Here is a 20,466-nt window from a genome sequence, read left to right as displayed (position 1 = left end):
GTTATGCCTAATGAGGTCATATTTTCATTCTAATTAAATTAAAAAAATTATGATAAAAAATAAAGAGGCTGTCTCAAAAGTAAAATCAAGCTGTTGAGAATCGCGTAAACGGAAAATTTCTCCGATAGGTATCCGAATAAAAAAGAGGTTGTCTCGACTTTTGAGACAGCCTCATCCTTTTTTATATAAGTTCGCTTTTTTCAGTATATAGCTGCACAAACGAAAAAGAGCGTGATCTGGAAGAATCAAAAACAAAAACTGCAAGAGTCGTAGGCTATTTATCAACGGATAGTTTCAGTAAAATAACCTCGATTCAGTTTTGTAAGCTGACACATTTAAATATTGCATTTGCTAATCCTGATAAAGATGGAAACATACTATTTACAGGAGATATTGACGCTGTAGTTAAATACGCAAAATCAGTTAACCCGAATATTATTGTAAGTATTTCGCTGGCAGGAGGTGTTATTTCCGAAGAGCAGGCCAAAAACTGGTCAGCATTAATTGATAAATCTGAAAACCGTCCGGCATTCATTCAAAATATTCTAAAATTTGTAAAAGATCATAATTTAGACGGAGTCGATGTTGATCTCGAATGGGATGCAGTAACATCTGGCTACAGCGTTTTTGTGGTTGAATTAAAAAAGAGTTTGGCTGAGAATAAAAAACTTCTAACGGCAGCTTTACCCAATAATACCCGATTTGTAAATATAAATTCCGCAGCACTAAACGCTTTTGATTTTATAAATATAATGGCCTATGATAGTACAGGACCGTGGAGTCCGGCAAAAGCTGAACAGGACAGTTCTTTTGAGTTCGCAAGAAATGGAATCGAATTTTGGCATAAACAGCAAAATGTTCCAAGTGAAAAACTTACACTTGGACTTCCTTTTTACGGGTATAATTTTACTTTTCCAGAAGTAACAAGTTCAACTTTTGAGCAAATAGTCGAGGCAGGAACTAAGTTTGCAGATCAGGACGAAATTGGAAAAATATATTATAACGGCAGACCCACAATTTCCAAAAAAGTAGAATATGCTGCAGAGTATACAGGAGGAATAATGATTTGGGAACTGGCACAGGATTCATTTACTGAATATTCCTTATTAGATGTTATCCATAAAAAATATTCTTCTTTAAAATTTAAAACTTCGGGCATGTGCGGTAATTAAGTGTCTATTTTACAGTGTTTTAAGACTAATTAATTTTTCGCTTCTTTCTAATTTATTAAATTAAAAAGAAGCGAAACCTTTTATATAAATACCAGATTTCTAAATATTTGCTGATTTTGTATAATTTTTAATGAATTGTAAATTTTTTGAATAAAAATAGCTGTAAATGGGTTGAATTCTGCTTTTAATAGAAACGAATACGTTTTCGGTTCGCAGATTATTGAATGTTTTATGTCGTTCGTTTAAAAATTGCAGCAGTTTGTATAATATATTTTTTTTAACAATCTCTTAAGAATAATTTTACCTCATAACTAACAAAATAAATAAACATGAAAAAAATTTTCTTAATCTTTATGATTGTTTTTACGGCGCAGGTTTCGCTTGCACAAGTAAAAAATGTTAAAGGTGTGATTACAGATTCTGATGGGATGCCGTTACCGGGTGCATCTGTTGCTGTACAAGGAGGTCAAAAAGGTGCTACTACCGATTTTGACGGATTGTACTCAATTGAGGTTCAAAAAGGACAAACATTAGTTTTTAGCTATGTTGGCCTAGAAACACAAAATATAGTTGTAGGCGATGCTGCTACAATTAATGTAAAAATGGGACAAGCAGCGTCAAATGCATTAAATGAAGTTGTTGTAACTTCATTAGGGCTTAAAAGATCAAAAAAGACGCTTACTTATGCAGCCCAAGAGGTTAAAGGTGATGAAGTAACGAGAGTAAAAGATGCTAACTTAATGAACAGCTTATCTGGAAAAGTAGCTGGTTTAATTGTTGGAAAAAGCTCTGCTGGAGCTGGCGGTGCAGTAAAAGTGACTATTCGTGGTAACTCATCTGCTACAAATAACCAGCCTTTATATGTTATTGATGGAGTTCCATTATTGAACTCTAACTCTGCTCAGGCTAATCAAGTTTTTGGTGATACAGCAGGAGGAAACAGAGATGGTGGAGATGCAATCTCAATGATGAACCCTGATGACATTGAATCTATGACAGTTCTGAAAGGAGCTTCTGCTGCTGCTTTATATGGTTCTCAAGGAGCAAATGGTGTAATCTTAGTAACAACTAAAAAAGGAAAAGAAGGTAAAGTAACAGCTGCTTATAATGCAAGTGTTTTTGTAGATAATGTGGTTTCTTTACCAGAATTTCAAACTAATTATGGTGCTGCACCATCATCTGACAAAACTTGGGGTGCTCCTAAAAAATCTCCAGACCATGTAAAAGGTTTTTACAATACTGGTTTAACAATGATTAACTCTGTATCTGTAAATGGCGGATCTGATAAAATGTCAACTAGCCTTACTTATGCAAACACTAAAGTTGATGGAATAATCCCAACAAACGAGTTTAAGAAAAATAACATTGCACTTCGTCAAAGCGTTAAGTTATTTGATGATAAAGTAACTGTAGACGGTTCGATATCTTATGCAGAGCAAAAGATTATAAATAAACCAACAAATGGATTGTATTTTAACCCTTTGACTGGAGTTTATTTATTTCCAAGAGGAAATGATTTTAATGATTATTATAAGAATTTTGAAGTTTTCGATCCTGCGAGAAACTTAATGGATCAAAGATGGCCATCTGCAACATCGGATATTATTCAAAATCCAGGATGGATCTTAAACAGAAACAGATCTATCGATAAAAATCAATCTTTAATTACTTCTGCGGCTCTTACCTATAAAGCAACTGACTGGTTAAGTATTAAAGCAAGAGGAGGTTATAATAAATTTTATAATACTTTTGATAAAAGAATGTATGCCGGAACTAATGAAACATTGGCTCCATCTACAGGTAGATATATTTACTCAGATAGTGAAAGTTCACAATTGTATGGTGATTTAATTGCTACTATCAATACAAAATTCAATGAAGATTTCTCATTCAGTGCTAACATTGGTACAAGTATTACAAAATCTACAATTAATGACGCTTATATAAGTGATTCAGGTCAAAAAAATGGATTAATAAATGCGAACTGGTTTAATACAGGAAATTTTGTATCTGCTGAAAGAAATGCACACACTATTGGAGGTAAAAAAGAAGTTCAGTCTCTTTTTGCAAGTGCAACTTTTGGTTATAAAGACATGATTTATCTTGATGTAACGGGAAGAAATGACTGGTCTTCAACTCTAGTAAATACAGATGACATAAGTTTCTTTTATCCTTCTGTAGGTTTGTCTGCAATTCTAAGCCAAATGGTAACATTCCCGGAAGCAATTAGTTATGCAAAAGTAAGAGGATCTTTTGCTCAGGTAGGTAATGATGTTAATGCTTTTTTAACTTCACCAGTAAATACGATAGTTGGTGGTCAAGTTACACCGCCTATAGTAGGTCCAAAACCTGGAACTTCTTTGAAACCAGAAATGCAAAATTCATATGAATTTGGAACAGAATGGAGATTTTTAAATAACAGAATCGGATTTGATTTTACTTATTACAGAAACGAGACAAAAAATCAATTGATTACTGCCCCAGCTCCAATTCCAAATACTACAGGATATACTAACTATGCATTTAATGCTGGTCGTATCGAAAACAAAGGTTTTGAAATTACACTTACAGGTAAAGCAATTGAAACAAATACATTTTCTTGGGATCTTGGATTAAACTATGCTTCAAATAAAAATACAGTACTTGATTTAGGTACAGGTGCAAATGGTGATGTAAATACTGTTATTTTAACAAATGGAGATCCAAACAGCTACAGATATGTTTTAAAAGTTGGAAAACCATTTGGTGAAATTCAAGGGAAAAATATTTTAAGAAATGAGCAAGGTCAAATGATACTTGACGGTGTTGGTGCCGCTGCTAAGATTCAAAAGACGGATTGGGTAGATTTTGGAAGCTCAAATCCTGATTTTATGTTAGGTTTTTCAAACTCATTCAAATACAAAAAAATATTCTTAAATATTCTTATCGATGGTAGATTTGGAGGTAATGTAATGAGCATGACTGAAGCAATGCTTGATTCTTATGGTGTTTCCAAAGCTTCTGGTGCTGCAAGAGATGCTGGTGGAGTTAAAATAAATGCAGTAGATTCTAATGGAAATGCAGTTACTACAATGAGCGCACAAGATTATTATAGTTCAGTTGGAGATAGAGCCGGTGCTACAGGAGAATATATGTACAAAGCGACAAATATCAAATTAGGGGAATTATCGTTAGGTTACACTTTTGATTTCAGCAAAACCTCAATTTTCAATGCAGTGAATGTTTCTCTTGTTGGTAAAAACTTATTTTTCTTCTACAAAGATGCTCCGTTCGATCCAAACGTAACATTAAGTTCTGGAGAAGGATTACAAGGTGTTGATATTTTTGGAATGCCTTCAACAAGAAGTATAGGTGTTAATTTAAATTTAACTTTCTAAAATAATATAATAAAAAGGACAAAACCTTTTGGTTACAGCAAGATCTTTTGTTTGTTCATTGAATGGAGAAAAATATGAAAATGACAAACAATTAACCTCTGAGGAGGTAGCTTATAAATCAAAAAAATGATTTTAATTAACAATAAAAATTCACAGATGAAAAATAAATTATTAATATTTGGTTCAGTTTTAGCTCTTTCATTAGGCAGCTGTACAGGTGATTTTGAGGATATAAATACTAACGAAACCGGTTTTAGCAATGAACAATTAGAGCAAGACTTTAATCAGGTAAAAGCTCCTCTTAAAACAATGCAGAGAGGAATGTATATCTTAGTTGCAGATGATTGGCAGGGAGACATTCAGTTCAATTTAAATGCAGATATTTTTTCTGGATATATGGGGACCCCTCATGATTTTGAAGGAAATACAAATAATTCAACATACGCTCTTTTAGATGGATGGAATGGTGCTGAATGGGTTCAGAAGTATCAAAGAGAGATGGTTAATGCTTATAATCTTGAGAAATTAACAAAAGAGAAATATCCTCAGTTTTATGCTTGGTCTCTTATCTTAAAAGTTTATGCAATGCATAAAACAACAGATTATTATGGACCGATCGTTTATTCAGGTTTTGGAAACGCTGACGGATCAACACCTTACGATTCTCAAAAAGCAGTTTACGATCAATTTTTTGCTGAGTTAAAAACTGCAATTGATATCTTAACTCCAAAAGCGGCTGATGCTTCTGCTACTTTTTTTGCAGCAGGAGATGCAACTGATGGAACGACAGCAGGCGGAAATATACAAAAATGGGTAAAATTTGCTAATTCTTTAAGATTACGTTTAGCAATACGTATTTCTAATATCGATCCTGTAAAAGCAAAAGCAGAAGGTGAAGCAGCATTGGCAGGTTTAGGTGTTATTACTTCTAATGCTGATAACATGGCTTATATTGCTGAACATCCTGTTAAAACATATACAGGTCCATGGGCAGACATTAACGCAGGTGGTGCAATTGTATCTATCATGAATGGTTATAATGATCCAAGAAGAGCAGCTTTTTTCCATACTGCTACCGGAGGTGTTTATCAAGGTATTAGAATGGGAACTTTAGTTGATGCTAATTATAGAACTGCTAAAGCAGACTTGTTCTCAAAAGTTGGACCTATTGTAGAAAATAACTTGATTCCTTGGTTTAATGCATCTGAATCTCATTTCTTGAAAGCTGAAGCGGCATTAAAAGGATGGAATGTTGGAGGATCTGCTCAATCATTCTATGAGTCAGGAATTGCAGTTTCTTTTGCACAATTAGGGGCAGGTAGTGCATCTGCCTATACTAGTGATGACGTTTCATTACCAGCTGATTTTACAGATCCATTAAACGCGGGTAATAATATTGCAGCACAAAATTTAGTAACTGTAAAATGGTCTGATGCAGCATCTAATGAGGTGAAACTGCAAAAAATCATTACACAAAAATGGATTGCTGGTTTCCCTGATGGACAAGAAGCTTGGGCTGAGACAAGAAGAACAGGATATCCAAAATTATTCTTACCAGTAAATAATTATTCTGGAGGAAAAATTCCAAATGGAACATTTGTAAGAAGATTGAATTTCTATGTAAATGAGAAAACTTCTAATCCAACTGGTTATGCACAAGGTGTTAGCCTTTTAGGAGGTCCAGATACTGGAGGAACAAGACTTTGGTGGGATACTGGAGTGAACAAATTCTAAAAAAATGAGATTTTAAGTTTGGTTAGTAAACAGTATAAGCAATGCAAATTGCTTGTACTGTTTCAAAAACCAAAATTGTACATACCAAAAAAAGAAAAAAAATGAAAAGTGCTTTAGAAACAAAACCTGATATCAGCTATAAAAGCGCCGGAAAATTTGAAGAAACACGATTTGAGAAAATTCACAACGAAATCTTCAAAAGTTCTGCTGAAGCATCGGTAATTGTAGCGCAGGAAATCGCTCAGTTAATTAGATCTAAGCAGGAAAAAAATAAATCTTGCGTGCTTGGTTTGGCAACAGGATCTTCTCCTATAAAAGTATATGAGGAATTAGTTAGAATGCACAGAGAAGAAGGACTAAGCTTTAGCAATGTAATCACTTTTAACTTGGATGAATATTATCCAATGAACAGAGAAAACAATCAGAGCTACCATTATTTCATGCACCAGCATCTTTTTAATCATATTGATATTAAACCAGAAAATGTAAATATTCCTGATGGTACAGTAACTATTGACGAATTAAATCAATATTGTATCGACTATGAAATGAATATTAAACAAGCTGGAGGTTTAGACTTTCAGTTATTAGGAATTGGGCGTACAGGTCACGTAGGTTTCAACGAACCGGGTTCACACATCAATTCCGGAACAAGAATTATTACACTGGATCACATTACAAGAGTAGATGCTTCATCTGACTTTAATGGAATTGACAACGTTCCAAAAAGAGCCATCACAATGGGGGTTTCTACCATTATGAGATCTAAAAGAATTGTATTAATGGCTTGGGGACAAAACAAAGCCGATATTATCAAGAGAACCGTTCAGGGTGATATTAGTTCTGAAGTTCCAGCTACATTTTTACAAAATCATCCTAATGCAACTTTCGTATTAGACCAGTCTGCAGCCTCTGAATTAACACGTTTCAAAACACCTTGGTTAGTTGGAGAATGCATTTGGACACAAGAATTAAAAAGTAAAGCGATTGTTTGGTTGTGCCAAAAAACAAAACAATCTATTTTAAAGTTAACAGACAGAGATTACAACAACAACGGAATGTCTGATCTTTTGGCACAAGAAGGTTCTGCTTATGATTTAAACATTAATATGTTTAATGTCTTGCAGCATACCATCACAGGATGGCCGGGTGGAAAACCAAATACCGACGATTCACACCGTCCGGAGAGAGCTAATCCTGCAAAAAAACGAGTGATTCTTTTTAGTCCGCATCCAGATGATGATGTGATTTCGATGGGAGGAACATTTTCAAAATTGATTAAACAAGGTCATGATGTACACGTAGTATATCAAACCTCTGGAAATATTGCAGTTACAGATGACGAAGCATTAAAATTTGCTGAAGTTTGTAATGATTTCACTGGTGGAAATCTTCCAAAAGATATCAACTTCAAATCTGTAATTGAATTTTTAAATAACAAATCAGAAAATCAAATCGATTCTCTGGAAGTTAGGAAACTAAAAGGATTAATTAGAAGAAGAGAATCTTACGCAGCAACAAGATACATTGGCTTAAAAGATGAAAACACACACTTTTTAGACCTTCCGTTTTATGAAACAGGACAAGTAAAAAAGAATCCGTTAGGGCCGGAAGATATTGCTATTGTAAAAGATATCATTGCTAAAATAAAACCGCATCAGGTATTTGCCGCAGGAGATTTGGCAGATCCACACGGAACGCATGAAGTTTGTCTGAATGCTATTTTTGCAGCAATGAAACAATTAAAACCAGAAAAATACATGGATGACTGCTGGCTATGGCTTTACAGAGGAGCTTGGCACGAGTGGGATATTCATGAAATAGATATGGCGGTGCCGCTTTCGCCGTCAGAAGTTTTATTAAAACGTCATGCCATTTTATACCATCAGTCTCAAAAAGACAGGGTAATGTTCCAAGGAAACGATTCTCGTGAATTCTGGGTAAGAGCAGAAGATCGAAATAAAAATACAGCTGTTCTGTACGACGAATTAGGACTGGCAGAATACGAAGCTATTGAAGCTTTTAAACGTTTTGATTATTAAAGTTGTTTCTTAAGATTCGGGTGAGAGCGAATCAAACCACAAAATTCAGATAGACCTCAAAGCGATAAGTGAGGTAAGCAGAAGTCTTTCTGAGTTTTGTTTTTTCTAATTTAAATGGATGTTTCAGAAAAACATCCGACCAAAAAAAATAAAAATGAAATATTTATTTGTACTACTATTAGCGGGTGTAACAGCTGGTGCTCAAATTAAAAAAGAGCAGTTGAATCTTATGCCCTGGCCTCAGAATGTTGTTGTAAACGATGGAAATTTTACTTTAACCAAAAACTTTAAAGTTAATATTTCCGGAAATCCAAATCCAAGAATTTTTGGAGGAGTGACTCGTTTTTTGCGCCGATTAGATGGTAGAACAGGTATATTTTTCGAGCAGGGTTTTATTTCTAAACTAAACGAATTTCCAAACGCTGAATTACAGATTAACTGTGATAAAAACGGAAAAATTGGTTTATACGAAGACGAAAGTTACAGCTTAGATATAAAATCAAACAAAATAACGATCAATGCAACAAGCGATTTAGGTGCTTTGCATGGATTAGAAACGTTATTGCAGCTGCTGCAAAATGACAGTAAATCATTTTATTTTCCGGTATCTCAAATTTCAGATTTTCCAAGATTTACCTGGAGAGGTTTAATGATTGATGCAGCAAGACATTTTCAGCCTGTAGATGTTATTAAAAGAAATATTGATGCATTGGCAGCAATGAAAATGAATGTTTTTCACTGGCATTTGGTTGATGACCAGGGCTGGAGAATTGAAACTAAAAAACATCCAAAATTAATCGAATTAGCTTCGGATGGATTGTATTACACACAAGAGGAAATTAGAAATATCGTAAAATATGCTGATGAGCGTGGTATTTTAATAGTTCCGGAAATAGATGTTCCAGGTCACGGATCTGCAATACTTACGGCTTATCCGGAAATAGGAAGTAAAGTGATTACGCTGACAGGGGGAACTTCTGAAAAAAATATTCAGGGTACAGCAATCGCTACCTATGGAATTGAAAGAAATGCAGGTATTTTTTCGCCAACATTAGATCCTTCAAATCCTAAAACATATAAAATATTAAGTGAACTTTTTGATGAGGTATGCCCATTATTTCCCGGAGCTTATTTTCATATTGGGGGAGATGAGAATGAAGGGAAAGATTGGGATGCCAATCCGAAAATTCAGGAATTTAAAAAGAAACATAATTTAAAAACCAATCACGAATTACAAACGTATTTCACCATGCAGTTGGCTCCGATGCTTAAAAAACACGGAAAACAATTAATGGGATGGGAAGAAATCTTGACAAAAGATCTTTCAAAAGAAGCCATTGTACATTCGTGGAGAGGGCCAAATGAAGGTGTTACAGCGGGGCAGTCATTAGTCGATGCAGTAAAAAAAGGTTATAAAACGGTTCTGTCAAACGGATATTATATTGACTTAATGTATCCGGCTGCAAGTCATTATTTAAATGATCCGATGCCAAAAGGAGCTGATTTAACGGCAGAAGAAAAAGCAAGAATTTTAGGTGGAGAAGCAACAATGTGGACAGAACTTACAACTCCTGAAACGATAGATTCAAGAGTTTGGCCAAGAACAGCGGCAATTGCAGAAAGACTTTGGTCTGCAGAGAATATTACAGATCTTGCCAGTATGCGTAAACGTCTTGAAAATGTTTCTTTTAGATTAGAAGAATTAGGATTGACACATATTAAAAACAAAGATGTTATTTTAAGAAATATCGCGAATAATCAAAATGTAGAATCTGTTAATGAGTTCTCTAATGTTTGTGAACCGTTAAAAGGATATACAAGAAACAAAGGCGGAACAGAATATCAAATGTATTCTCCGTTTACACTTTTTGCTGATGCGTGTACGCCTGATGCTAAAGAATCTTTAGCTTTTAATGATGCAGTAACACAATATTTGGCAAATAAAACAGAAGATAACAAAGCAAAAGTGGCATTATTTTTTAATAAATGGATTGCCGTAAATAAAAGTTTAATAGAGCTGAGTGCAAATGCACCTTTGGTGCAGCCAATTTTGCCTTTGTCTAAAAAATTAAGTGATGCATCGCAGGAATTACTGCTTGTTTTAGATAATAAATCGACTTTAAAAGCAGCAGATTTAAAAAGTTTAATAGAGCAATGCAATACAAAAGATCATGCTGACGTAGAGCTGTCGGTTTATGAAAGTTTAAAGAAATTAATTTAAGGTTTGGTTTGAATTAGTATTTAGCAAGTTTAAGTTACCGCTAATGTTTTGAGTGCTAATTATCTCTGCCAGAAATATCTGGTAGAGGTAATTATGTTAAACTTTATAAATCCCTTTTTAACCTTCGAATAATAAAATATAAAAAATAACCACTAACGGAGTATTAACATTTTAAAACCAAATAGAAAGAATACCTAAACATGACAAAAAAAGAGTATAGATTGATGAGTCGTCCCAAATTTATCATTTGTATTTAATATTAATTTTTTAAAAATTATAAATAAATATCAGTCACTACTATTTGCTATTGATTATGAACAATCAGTAATAGTAATATTTATCTATAGAATTTAATTTGAGTTTATTTCCAATCAGCACAGCCTTCCAACCTGAGTTGAGCGAAACCCGGCAGTAATACTGCTGCGGCCCAATTATTTATTTTCTATTAACCAATATTTATTAATTATGAAACATTATTACAGATTGCTCTTTTTGTTACTGTTTCCCTTACTTGCGTTGGCCCAACCTGCCCACGGAAAAAAAGTAGTGGGGTATTATGCGCAATGGTCTATTTATGCCCGGGATTTCAACGTTCCGAAAATTGATGGAAGTAAAATAACGCATTTAAATTATTCTTTTTATGGTACAACGTATGATCCGGCACATCCGGAGAATACAAAATTAAAATGTTTGGATACCTATGCCGATTTTGAGCATATGGAAGGTGGAATCCCGTGGGATGCTCCGGTAAAAGGAAACTTTTATGACTTGAAAAAGTTAAAAGAAAAGTATCCTCATTTAAAAGTCTTAATTTCTGTAGGAGGCTGGACAAAAGGCCAGGATCTTTCTCCAATTGCCGCAAGTCCTGTGGCAAGAGCCGCATTGGCAGCAGATATGGCAAACTTTATTGTTACGTATCCGTTTATTGATGGATTTGACATCGATTGGGAATACCCTCTTTCGGGCGGAACTGATGGAACCGAAATTGTAAATGGTGCACCTGTTCCTCCTCAAAAGTACAGCCCTGACGACAATAAAAATTTAGTCCTTTTATTGAAAGCAATGCGTCAGGCAATGCCAAATAAACTGGTTACAATCGCAGCAGGAAACAATGTTCGAAAAGTATCACAGCAATATTTAGGGCCAAACAACAGATCTCAATACGGAATGACAGAAGACATTTCTACTTATTGCGATTATATCACTTATTTCGGATATGATTTTGGTGGAAACTGGTATGATAAAACATGCTACAATGCTCCTTTGTATGCAAGTGGAAATCCTAACGATCCTTTGTATGGTGCAACACAATCTGAATCACTGGATGAATTGACTAATCAATATCTAAATGTGATTGGTTTCCCTGCCAATAAATTAATCATGGGATTACCGTTTTACGGAAAGAAATTTGATCATGTAGCGACAAATTCAACAAATGGGTTATTCGTTTCGGCTCCAAGAGACATCGTTGGAGGATGTACCAATCCTCAAAACCCTATCGGAACTTGGGATGGTTCAGGAGCATGCGAGCGTTCAGGAAGTATCGAAATTTGTGATTTAGTTGGAAATCCGGTTACAAACTCTCATGCTTACTTAGATCCAAATACAATGCAGGTTACACCAAGTGCTGCTTCTGCAGGATGGATTAGATATTTTGATAATACGACTAAAGTTCCTTATTTATATAATGCTGCTAGAAAAGAGTTTATTTCTTATGAAGATAAGCAGTCGATAGATTTAAAAGTGCAGTATATAAAATCAAGAAACTTAGCTGGAGGTATGATCTGGGAATTATCTCAGGATACAAGAGGCTCAATTCCAAATTCATTATTAACTCAGGTTGATACTTCTTTTGGAAGCGTTGTTCCGGGAACAGTAAGTATTTCTGGTTCCGCAAAAAACGGATCAGCTTTAGTTACAGATGTTACAGTTGAATTGCGTAATGCAAGTAATGCAGTAATTCAAACAGTAGTTTCTGCTACAGGGAATTTTACATTCAACAGTTTAACTTCTGGACAAAATTATACAGTTACAGCATTAAAAGCGACTTATACTTTTACTCCGGTAACTTTAACAAACGTTGTTGTTAATCAAACAGGAGTTATCATTAATGGAACACAGCCAACTTACACAGTAAGCGGAACAGTTCTTAACGGATCGACTCCAGTTTCTGGCGTAACAGTTTCTGCAGTTTCAGGAAGTTCAACATTAACAGCAGTTTCAAATGCAAGCGGAGTTTACAGCGTTCCAGGTTTAACAGCAGGTTTAAATTATACAGTTACAGCTGCGAAAACAGGATTTTCTTATGCTCCGGCTTCAACAGTTTACAATGCTATTGATTCAAATAAAACGTTGAATTTTACTCAGGGAGCAGTTATTGTAACTTATACAGTAAGCGGAACAGTTCTTAACGGAACAACTCCGGTTTCTGGTGTAACGGTTACAGCAGCTTCTACAGCAGGAAATGTTACAGCAGCGACTAATGCAAGCGGAGCTTACACACTTACTTTGGCTTCTGGCGGAAATTATACGGTAACTGCTGCTTTAACAGGACAAACTTTTACTCCGGCTTCGACAGTTTATTCTAACTTAAATGCGAATAAGACGTTAAACTTCACTCAGGACGTTGTATCAACGACAAACAAAATTAGTGGAACAGTTAAAAACGGAACAACTCCGGTTGCTGGTGCAAAAGTAGAAATCGTTTTACCTTGGACAGACAGTACACATAACTGGAAAAGTGTTTTGGCAACTACAGATGCACAAGGAAAATATAGTTTTGACAATTCTGTTGTAGCAGGTTATACACAAATTTTAAGTTTGAAATTAAACTCTTGGGAAAACGGAGAAACAGCTTATTTTCCAAATAATCTGGCAAACTTCCCAGTTCCGGCAAACCCAACAGTTTATAACTTTAATACAAGCGCTACTGCAAAAGCAGCCCAAGTTCAGGCAAACTTAATTAGCGGAACAGTTAAAAACGGAACAACTCCGGTTGCTGGTGCAAAAGTAGAAATCGTTTTACCTTGGACAGACAGTACACATAACTGGAAAAGCGTTTTAGCAACAACAGATGCATCAGGAAATTATACTTTCGATAATTCAGTTGTAGCAGGTTATGCGCAAATTTTAAGTTTGAAATTAAATACATGGGAAAATGGCGAACAGACTTATTATCCAAATAACTTAGCCAACTTTGCAGTTCCAACAACTCCAACGGTTTATAATTTTAATAGACAAGCGGTGGTTGCAACTAAGCCAGTAGTTACTATTACAGCGCCAACAGCTTCGGCAATTGCTATAAATTTAGGATCAGCAATTAATTTTGTTGCAACTGTAGGATTAAGCGCTGCAGATGCCACTACAATCTCATCTGTTGTATTTAGTTTAGATGGACAAACTATAAGTGCTAGCAATTCATCAGGAACTTATACATCAACTTGGACGCCAGCAGCAAATCAGTTTGGAGTTTCTCATACTTTAACCGTCACGGCTACTGCATCAAACGGAACAACAGAGTCAAAAACATATAGTTTTACATTAACTTGTTCAGGTTCAAACTGTCCTAATTCATTACCTGTAATTACATGGAATTCACCATCTGCTACTGTATACCAAAATTCTTTCCAGGCTGTGCCAATTTCAGTTACAGCTGTTGATAGTAACGGATCGGTTTCAGGTGTTACGATTACCATAAATGGAGGTACATTTAACATGACAGCAGGTACAAATAATACCTATACGTATAATTTTATACCATCTGCTTATCAGGATTATCCAGTTGTTATCAAAGCAACCGATAATCAATCTGGTGTAACTACATTAAACAATACCATTAAAATTGCTCAAGTAGGTACAAATAGATTCATTCCGCTTCCTTCTAAAATTATTTTAGGATATGCACATTCTTGGGAAAATGCTGGTGCTCCATTTTTATATTTTTCTCAAATGGTAGGAAGTAAGTTTAACGTAGTTGATTATTCTTTCGTAGAAACAGTTAATCGTGATGGTTATACACCAGTATTAACTACAAATGACAATAGATATTTGACCAATGGTGTTTTCAATAAACAATTGTTGAAAAATGATATAAAATCATTAAGAGATAGTGGCGTTCCTGTTATTGTTTCTATTGGAGGTCAAAATGGTCATGTTGTTTTAGAGAATGTAACTCAAAAAAATATTTTTGTTAATGGTCTAAAAGCAATTATCGATGAGTATCAATTTGATGGAGTTGATATTGATTTTGAAGGCGGATCAATGAATTTTAGTGCAGGAGGTTTAAGAGATATTTCTTATGCGGGTATTTCTGCTTATCCAAGATTAAAAAACGTAGTAGATGCTTTCAAAGAATTAAAAGCTTACTATGGGCCTGGATTCTTATTAACGGCAGCTCCGGAAACACAATACGTACAAGGCGGATATTCTACCTATACAGATACTTTTGGTTCCTTCCTGCCAATCATTCAAAACTTACGTAATGAATTAGATTTGTTAGCGGTACAATTGTACAATACAGGAGGAGAAAACGGATTAGATGGTCAATATTACGGTTCAGCTAAGAAATCAAATATGGTTACAGCCTTGACTGATATGGTTATAAAAGGATATAACATTGCTTCAACAGGAATGCATTTTGATGGTTTACCAGCTTCAAAAGTTCTTATTGCATTACCGGCTTGTCCGAGTGCAGCAGGCAGCGGTTATTTAACACCGCAAGAAGGAATAAATGCTATGCATTATTTAAGAACCGGAACTACTTTTTCTGGAAGAACATACACTATGCAGCCAGGCGGGCCATATCCTTCTTTAAGAGGTTTAATGACTTGGTCTGTAAACTGGGATGCATCTTCTTGTGGTAATTCATCTGAATTATCTAAAGCGTATGCGGCTTATTTCGCTTTGCAGTCAGCTGCAAAAACATTAGCACTTGATGATATTTCTTCAAAAAATACTGCAACGATTGCATATTTTAAAAACAATGCATTATCTGTTTCAAATGAAAATGAAGAGATCGCTCAGGTAGATGTATTCAACATAGTTGGACAAAATTTAGTAAGTCACAGAAATATTCAAAACAATAAAGAAGTATTGCTTCAAAGTCATAGTTTCTCATCTAAACAATTGTTTTTAGTTGTAGTAACAGACAAATCAGGAAACAAGAAATCATTTAAAGTAATGAACTTTTTAAACTAGAATAAAATGATTGAAAATTTAGAAATAAAAATATTGGGACGGTTAAAATTGAGTTTGGTTATTTATTTTTTAATCTGATTTTTATTTCGAATAAATGCCGTGAATTGAGGTGATTTGTTATTTGGTTTTCACCTTCAGGAGCGCATTATGAACCTGGCAATTATATTGTCAGGTTTTTTTATGTTTAAAAGTAAAGTAACCACAACGAATAGTCGTTGCGAGGAATGAAGCAGCCACACTAACAATTGATTAAGCAAGTGAGATTGCTTCGTTCCTCAGAAAGACATTGCATGAAAAAAAATCAGTACTTTTGACTTCAGAATTATCGTATAAAACTTCATGAAAAAATCAATCACCATTATAATTACATTTCTAATTTTTACTTCTTCTTTCGCTCAAAATAAATTCGGAAATCCAGAAGTAAATCCAATTCAAATTCAAAAAACTTTCAGCGATTGGTCAATTTATCAAAGCAAAAAAATAATGCTTTCCAGAGATTTTACTGCGCTTGATTCTTCTTCAAAAGAAATTTCAAAAGAAGCTTTTTTAGATCAATTAGCAAACGGAAATTTTATTCCGATTAGATTAAAATCAGAAGATGCAGTTTACTATTATAAACTCTTCAAAATTCAGCCAAAAACAGATACTAGTATAAAAGCTACGATCAATCAAATAGGTTTTGATGCGCTTAAAAATTATAAGATGGAAGGAACGGCTTTTCCGCCATTTTCATTTAAAGATTTAGATGGAAATGAAGTTTCAAACGAAACAATGAAAGGAAAAATAATCGTCATTAAATGCTGGTATATTCACTGTACGCCATGCATAAGAGAATTTCCGCAGGTAAATAAACTAACTGAGGAATACAAAGACCGAAAAGATATTCTTTTTATAAGTTTAGCCGAAGATTCACCAGAACAATTAAAAGCATTCTTAGCCAGAAAACCACTTTCATATGCTGTAATCCCAAATATGAAAGAATACATGAATGAATCGTTACAGCTAAATTCATTTCCAACACATTTTATTCTAAATAAAGAAGGATTAATTTCTAAAGTCCTGCCCAATTTCGAAAGCTTAGAAGTGGCGCTGGCTAAAGAAAGTAAGCTGTAATTGAATTAATCTCGCGAAGTAACCTCATTTTTGTCATTTCGACTGAAAGGAGAAATCGCACAAGAAACTCTGCAAAGCATATTTCCAATCTTTGTCGATTAGCTAGTGCGATTTCTCCTTTCAGTCGAAATGACAAGATTGCGTAATATTCATCAGCGTGAAACAAATCTTTGCGCCTCTGCAAGAAACCCTCTCACCAGCATAAAAAAACTTAGCCCCTTTGCATCTTTGCAACTCTGAACCTTTTTCCGTACTTTTGCACCAAAATTAATTAAAAAGACATTCATGTTAACAGTCAATAATTTATCAGTTCAATTTGGCAAACGAATTTTGTTTGACGAAGTAAATACCACATTCACTCACGGAAATATTTACGGCGTTATTGGAGCCAATGGTGCTGGAAAATCTACTTTCTTAAAAGTTATTTCGGGTGATATCGACCCAACTTCCGGGCATATTCATTTAGAACCGGGAAAACGTATGTCGGTTTTAAACCAAAATCACAACATGTTCGATGAGCATACCGTTTTGGAAACCGTTTTAATGGGAAATAAAGTTCTGTATGCTGTTAAAAAAGAAATGGATGAACTTTATTTGGATTATAATGACGCAAATGCAGACAGAATAGGGGAATTACAAGTTCAGTTTGAAGAAATGAACGGCTGGAACGCTGATTCTGATGCTGCGGCAATGTTGTCTAACTTAGGAATTAACGAAGAGTATCATTATACCTTAATGAGCGATATGGAAGGGAAAATGAAAGTTCGTGTGCTTTTGGCACAGGCACTTTTTGGAAATCCAGATTTGCTTATTATGGATGAGCCTACCAACGATTTGGATTTCGAGACAATCGCCTGGTTAGAAAATTTCTTAGCAAACTACGAAAACACTGTAATTGTAGTATCTCACGACCGTCACTTTTTAGATGCGGTTTGTACACATATTTCTGATATTGATTTCGGAAAAATCAATCACTATTCAGGAAACTATACATTCTGGTACGAGTCTAGCCAATTAGCAGCAAAACAACGTGCACAGCAAAACAAAAAAGCAGAAGAGAAGAAACAAGAGCTGGAAGAATTTATTCGTCGTTTTAGTGCAAACGTAGCGAAATCTAAACAAGCAACTTCTCGTAAAAAAATGATTTCTAAATTGAATATTTCTGAAATCAAACCTTCAAGCCGTCGTTACCCTGCGATTATTTTCGATCAGGATCGCGAAGCCGGAGATCAGATTTTGAATGTAGAAAACTTATCTGCTTCTGTAGATGGTGAGCTTTTATTTAAAGATGTTGATTTGAATATGGCAAAAGGAGATAAAATTGTTCTTTTCTCAAAAGATTCACGTGCAACAACAGCTTTCTACGAAATTTTAAACGGAAATCAAAAAGCAGATTCTGGAACTTTTGATTGGGGAATTACAACAAACCAAGCATATCTTCCTGCTGAAAATCATTCTTTCTTCGAAAATGATTTAACTTTAGTAGATTGGTTACGTCAATACGCTAAAACAGAAGAAGAGCGTGATGAAGTATTTATTAGAGGTTTTTTAGGGAAAATGATTTTCTCTGGTGAAGAAGCTTTAAAAACAAGCCGAGTTTTATCTGGAGGAGAAAAAGTACGTTGTATGCTTTCAAGAATGATGATGGAACGTGCTAACGTTTTAATGCTTGACGAACCAACAAATCACTTAGATTTGGAGTCTATTACAGCTTTCAATAACTCATTGAAAAACTTTAAAGGTTCTGTAATTTTTACAACGCATGACCACGAGTTCGCGCAAACTGTTGGTAACAGAATCGTAGAATTGACACCAAACGGAGTAATCGACCGTTACATGACATTTGACGAATATCTTGATGATGAAAAGATTCAGGAACAAAGAAAGAAGATGTATAATCTTTAATCTATAAATTACAAATATTAAAAATCCCAAATTCCAATTAAATAGAATTTGGGATTTTTTTTTAGTTTTATTTACCTCCGAAAACTTTAGCGAAAATCCAGATAATAATCGCAATTATAAAAATCACAATAAATATTCCGAATCCCATTCCGGCTTTAAAAATATCTCCAATAACTTCGCAGCTTGTAAATGAAAATAGTATTACGAATACCATTAACAATCTTGTAATTTTATTTTGCATGACTCTGAGTTTTTAAATTTGTATATTAAAATTACTTCAGAAATCAGGAAAATGCCTTATACAATTTTTGGAAAAAGTTTTAGGATTTGGATTCTAGTTTTACAGATTTTTTTTGCGAATGTTTCAAGTCCATTTCTTTGATGAAAGAATTGCGATTGAAATTTTTTGCAAATCCTGACTTTTCTCCTTTTTCTAATTCTTTAATTATATTTTCTTTTTTGAACATTTTTTTCTGATTTATACTTTGAAGACATTAAAACAAATACCTTTTATTATTAGCGCTCATAAACTGAGGAAAATACCCGCTTAAATTCTTTTGACCAACGGCAACGACTTTTAGTTCGGTATTTTCTTTTGCAACCATAAAATAGTCTGTTCCAAATAAAACCCGCTCTGGGAGGATAAGGCCATTTTTTAAATCACCAGATAACTGTATCATACAATTTTCATCGCACAATGAATACGAAATATCTGTAAATGTATTAGGATATTTTTCTATCAGGATTTTTTGTTTGATAATGTCATACCATGATGTTAGATTACCTTCCAGAGTTTTTGCTGCCTGATACAATTTGGCACTTTTTGCATCTGGATTTTTTACACCCAATATTTCAATATCTCCTCCCATATGTGCAATGCAGAGTTTTAGTTTAGGATATTTGTCTAAAACAGGAATATAATTTTCAGGATGTGAAAAAAGATTGCATGCTCGTGAATTTTCCCTAAATGATTTATCAGAAGCGTTTTTGTATTTAGAAATACGCGCAGTAATTACGGGCATTAAAGGATGTGCCGGATTGACTGATGTTGGATTATCAGGAATAACCGACCAGACATTTTTGCCTAAATAATAACTGCCGCCACGAGTACAATGCGTCATAACAGGAATATTATTTTTTTCGGCATATTGATAAAGACTGTCTAATCGTGCATCAAAGGGGAAAAAGCCATTTGCAGGATATAATTTAATTCCAACAAAGGTTTTACTTTCAATTGCTTTTTTAAGATTTTCGAGGTTTTTAATATCCGGATTTCTGGGGTCTATGCCATAAAAAGGGAATAATGTACTTGGGTAAGTTTTTTTCAATTTGTAGATATCCTGTATTTGTGAATTGAAATCTTTTTCGGGTTTTTTGTCGGGATCACTCATATAATCCATATCGATAGTGAGTGCGACTATTTTTATTCCGCTGTATTCAGAGTTATCATAAGCTCCTTTCAAGTCAAGAAATACCTCTTCCTGCGAAGCCATAACACCAATTTTTAGAAATTGTAAAATTCTTTTCGGAATTAAATTTCCCAATTTTGTAATTAACCAGGAGACTGGTCGGGTTAATATTAACCATTTAAGAAAGGTAGAAGCTCCGTCTCCAAGTTTGGCCGCTACCTGTAAAAAGTCTTTTGGGGCACATTTTCCTGTAAAAATATGCGAATGAATGTTGTATATATCGTTCATGATTGTATA

Annotated in this window: 11 protein-coding genes; 8 read left to right on the top strand and 3 right to left on the bottom strand. The window is 34.4% G+C overall.

The features are described 5' to 3' along the window. Nucleotides 1-173: 173 nt before the first annotated feature. The 8 genes from AABD74_RS19390 to AABD74_RS19355 all read left to right on the top strand — a co-directional run bounded on the left by AABD74_RS19390 (nt 174) and on the right by AABD74_RS19355 (nt 18,760). Entirely contained in the window at nt 174-1,172 is a 999-nt protein-coding gene (locus AABD74_RS19390) for a glycosyl hydrolase family 18 protein (RefSeq protein WP_406845647.1), read from the top strand. Nucleotides 1,173-1,501: 329 nt separating this feature from the next. Further along, nucleotides 1,502-4,549, top strand: coding sequence for a SusC/RagA family TonB-linked outer membrane protein (locus AABD74_RS19385; protein ID WP_406843990.1), 3,048 nt, complete (start codon nt 1,502-1,504; stop codon nt 4,547-4,549). Nucleotides 4,550-4,705: 156 nt separating this feature from the next. Then, entirely contained in the window at nt 4,706-6,283 is a 1,578-nt protein-coding gene (locus tag AABD74_RS19380; RefSeq protein ID WP_406843989.1) for a RagB/SusD family nutrient uptake outer membrane protein, read from the top strand. Nucleotides 6,284-6,384: 101 nt separating this feature from the next. Further along, on the top strand, nt 6,385-8,325 hold the full coding sequence (gene nagB, locus AABD74_RS19375; RefSeq protein ID WP_232682298.1) for a glucosamine-6-phosphate deaminase: 1,941 nt from the start codon (nt 6,385-6,387) through the stop codon (nt 8,323-8,325). A 154-nt stretch (nt 8,326-8,479) separates the two neighbouring features. Then, a complete protein-coding gene (locus tag AABD74_RS19370) occupies nt 8,480-10,546 on the top strand; it encodes a beta-N-acetylhexosaminidase (protein WP_406843988.1) in 2,067 nt (688 codons plus the stop codon). Nucleotides 10,547-11,011: 465 nt separating this feature from the next. Further along, the gene (chiA, locus tag AABD74_RS19365) at nt 11,012-15,742 is read left to right on the top strand and encodes a T9SS-translocated chitinase ChiA (protein ID WP_406843987.1); all 4,731 of its coding nucleotides are present in this window, start codon (nt 11,012-11,014) and stop codon (nt 15,740-15,742) included. Nucleotides 15,743-16,081: 339 nt separating this feature from the next. Then, nucleotides 16,082-16,855 carry a TlpA family protein disulfide reductase gene (locus AABD74_RS19360; RefSeq protein ID WP_406843986.1) on the top strand — a complete coding sequence of 258 codons (774 nt, stop codon included), beginning with the start codon at nt 16,082-16,084 and terminating at the stop codon, nt 16,853-16,855. Between the two features lie 285 nt (nt 16,856-17,140). Further along, a complete protein-coding gene (locus tag AABD74_RS19355; RefSeq protein ID WP_232682302.1) occupies nt 17,141-18,760 on the top strand; it encodes an ABC-F family ATP-binding cassette domain-containing protein in 1,620 nt (539 codons plus the stop codon). A gap of 67 nt (nt 18,761-18,827) precedes the next feature. On the opposite strand, the gene AABD74_RS19350 is transcribed toward AABD74_RS19355, so the two are convergent. The 3 genes from AABD74_RS19350 to AABD74_RS19340 all read right to left on the bottom strand — a co-directional run bounded on the left by AABD74_RS19350 (nt 18,828) and on the right by AABD74_RS19340 (nt 20,457). Continuing rightward, nucleotides 18,828-19,001: a hypothetical protein gene (locus tag AABD74_RS19350; RefSeq protein WP_406843985.1), complete on the bottom strand. Its 174-nt coding sequence runs from the start codon at nt 18,999-19,001 to the stop codon at nt 18,828-18,830. A gap of 79 nt (nt 19,002-19,080) precedes the next feature. Further along, the gene (locus AABD74_RS19345) at nt 19,081-19,227 is read right to left on the bottom strand and encodes a hypothetical protein (protein ID WP_406843984.1); all 147 of its coding nucleotides are present in this window, start codon (nt 19,225-19,227) and stop codon (nt 19,081-19,083) included. 27 nt (nt 19,228-19,254) lie between these two features. Continuing rightward, a complete protein-coding gene (locus AABD74_RS19340; RefSeq protein ID WP_406843983.1) occupies nt 19,255-20,457 on the bottom strand; it encodes an amidohydrolase family protein in 1,203 nt (400 codons plus the stop codon). Between the last annotated feature and the right edge of the window lie 9 nt (nt 20,458-20,466).

The organism is Flavobacterium soyae (assembly GCF_045348165.1).
Classification (GTDB): Bacteria; Bacteroidota; Bacteroidia; order Flavobacteriales; family Flavobacteriaceae; genus Flavobacterium; species Flavobacterium soyae.
This window is presented reverse-complemented; position numbering and strand designations above follow the sequence as displayed.

Excerpts from the sequence above, each read along its gene's own strand:
- AABD74_RS19370 (WP_406843988.1), top strand. The coding sequence starts at position 8,480 with ATGAAATATTTATTTGTACTACTATTAGCGGGTGTAACAGCTGGTGCT.
- AABD74_RS19350 (WP_406843985.1), bottom strand. The coding sequence starts at position 19,001 with ATGCAAAATAAAATTACAAGATTGTTAATGGTATTCGTAATACTATTT.
- AABD74_RS19385 (WP_406843990.1), top strand. The coding sequence starts at position 1,502 with ATGAAAAAAATTTTCTTAATCTTTATGATTGTTTTTACGGCGCAGGTT.
- AABD74_RS19355 (WP_232682302.1), top strand. The coding sequence starts at position 17,141 with ATGTTAACAGTCAATAATTTATCAGTTCAATTTGGCAAACGAATTTTG.
- AABD74_RS19380 (WP_406843989.1), top strand. The coding sequence starts at position 4,706 with ATGAAAAATAAATTATTAATATTTGGTTCAGTTTTAGCTCTTTCATTA.
- nagB (WP_232682298.1), top strand. The coding sequence starts at position 6,385 with ATGAAAAGTGCTTTAGAAACAAAACCTGATATCAGCTATAAAAGCGCC.
- AABD74_RS19360 (WP_406843986.1), top strand. The coding sequence starts at position 16,082 with ATGAAAAAATCAATCACCATTATAATTACATTTCTAATTTTTACTTCT.
- chiA (WP_406843987.1), top strand. The coding sequence starts at position 11,012 with ATGAAACATTATTACAGATTGCTCTTTTTGTTACTGTTTCCCTTACTT.
- AABD74_RS19340 (WP_406843983.1), bottom strand. The coding sequence starts at position 20,457 with ATGAACGATATATACAACATTCATTCGCATATTTTTACAGGAAAATGT.
- AABD74_RS19345 (WP_406843984.1), bottom strand. The coding sequence starts at position 19,227 with ATGTTCAAAAAAGAAAATATAATTAAAGAATTAGAAAAAGGAGAAAAG.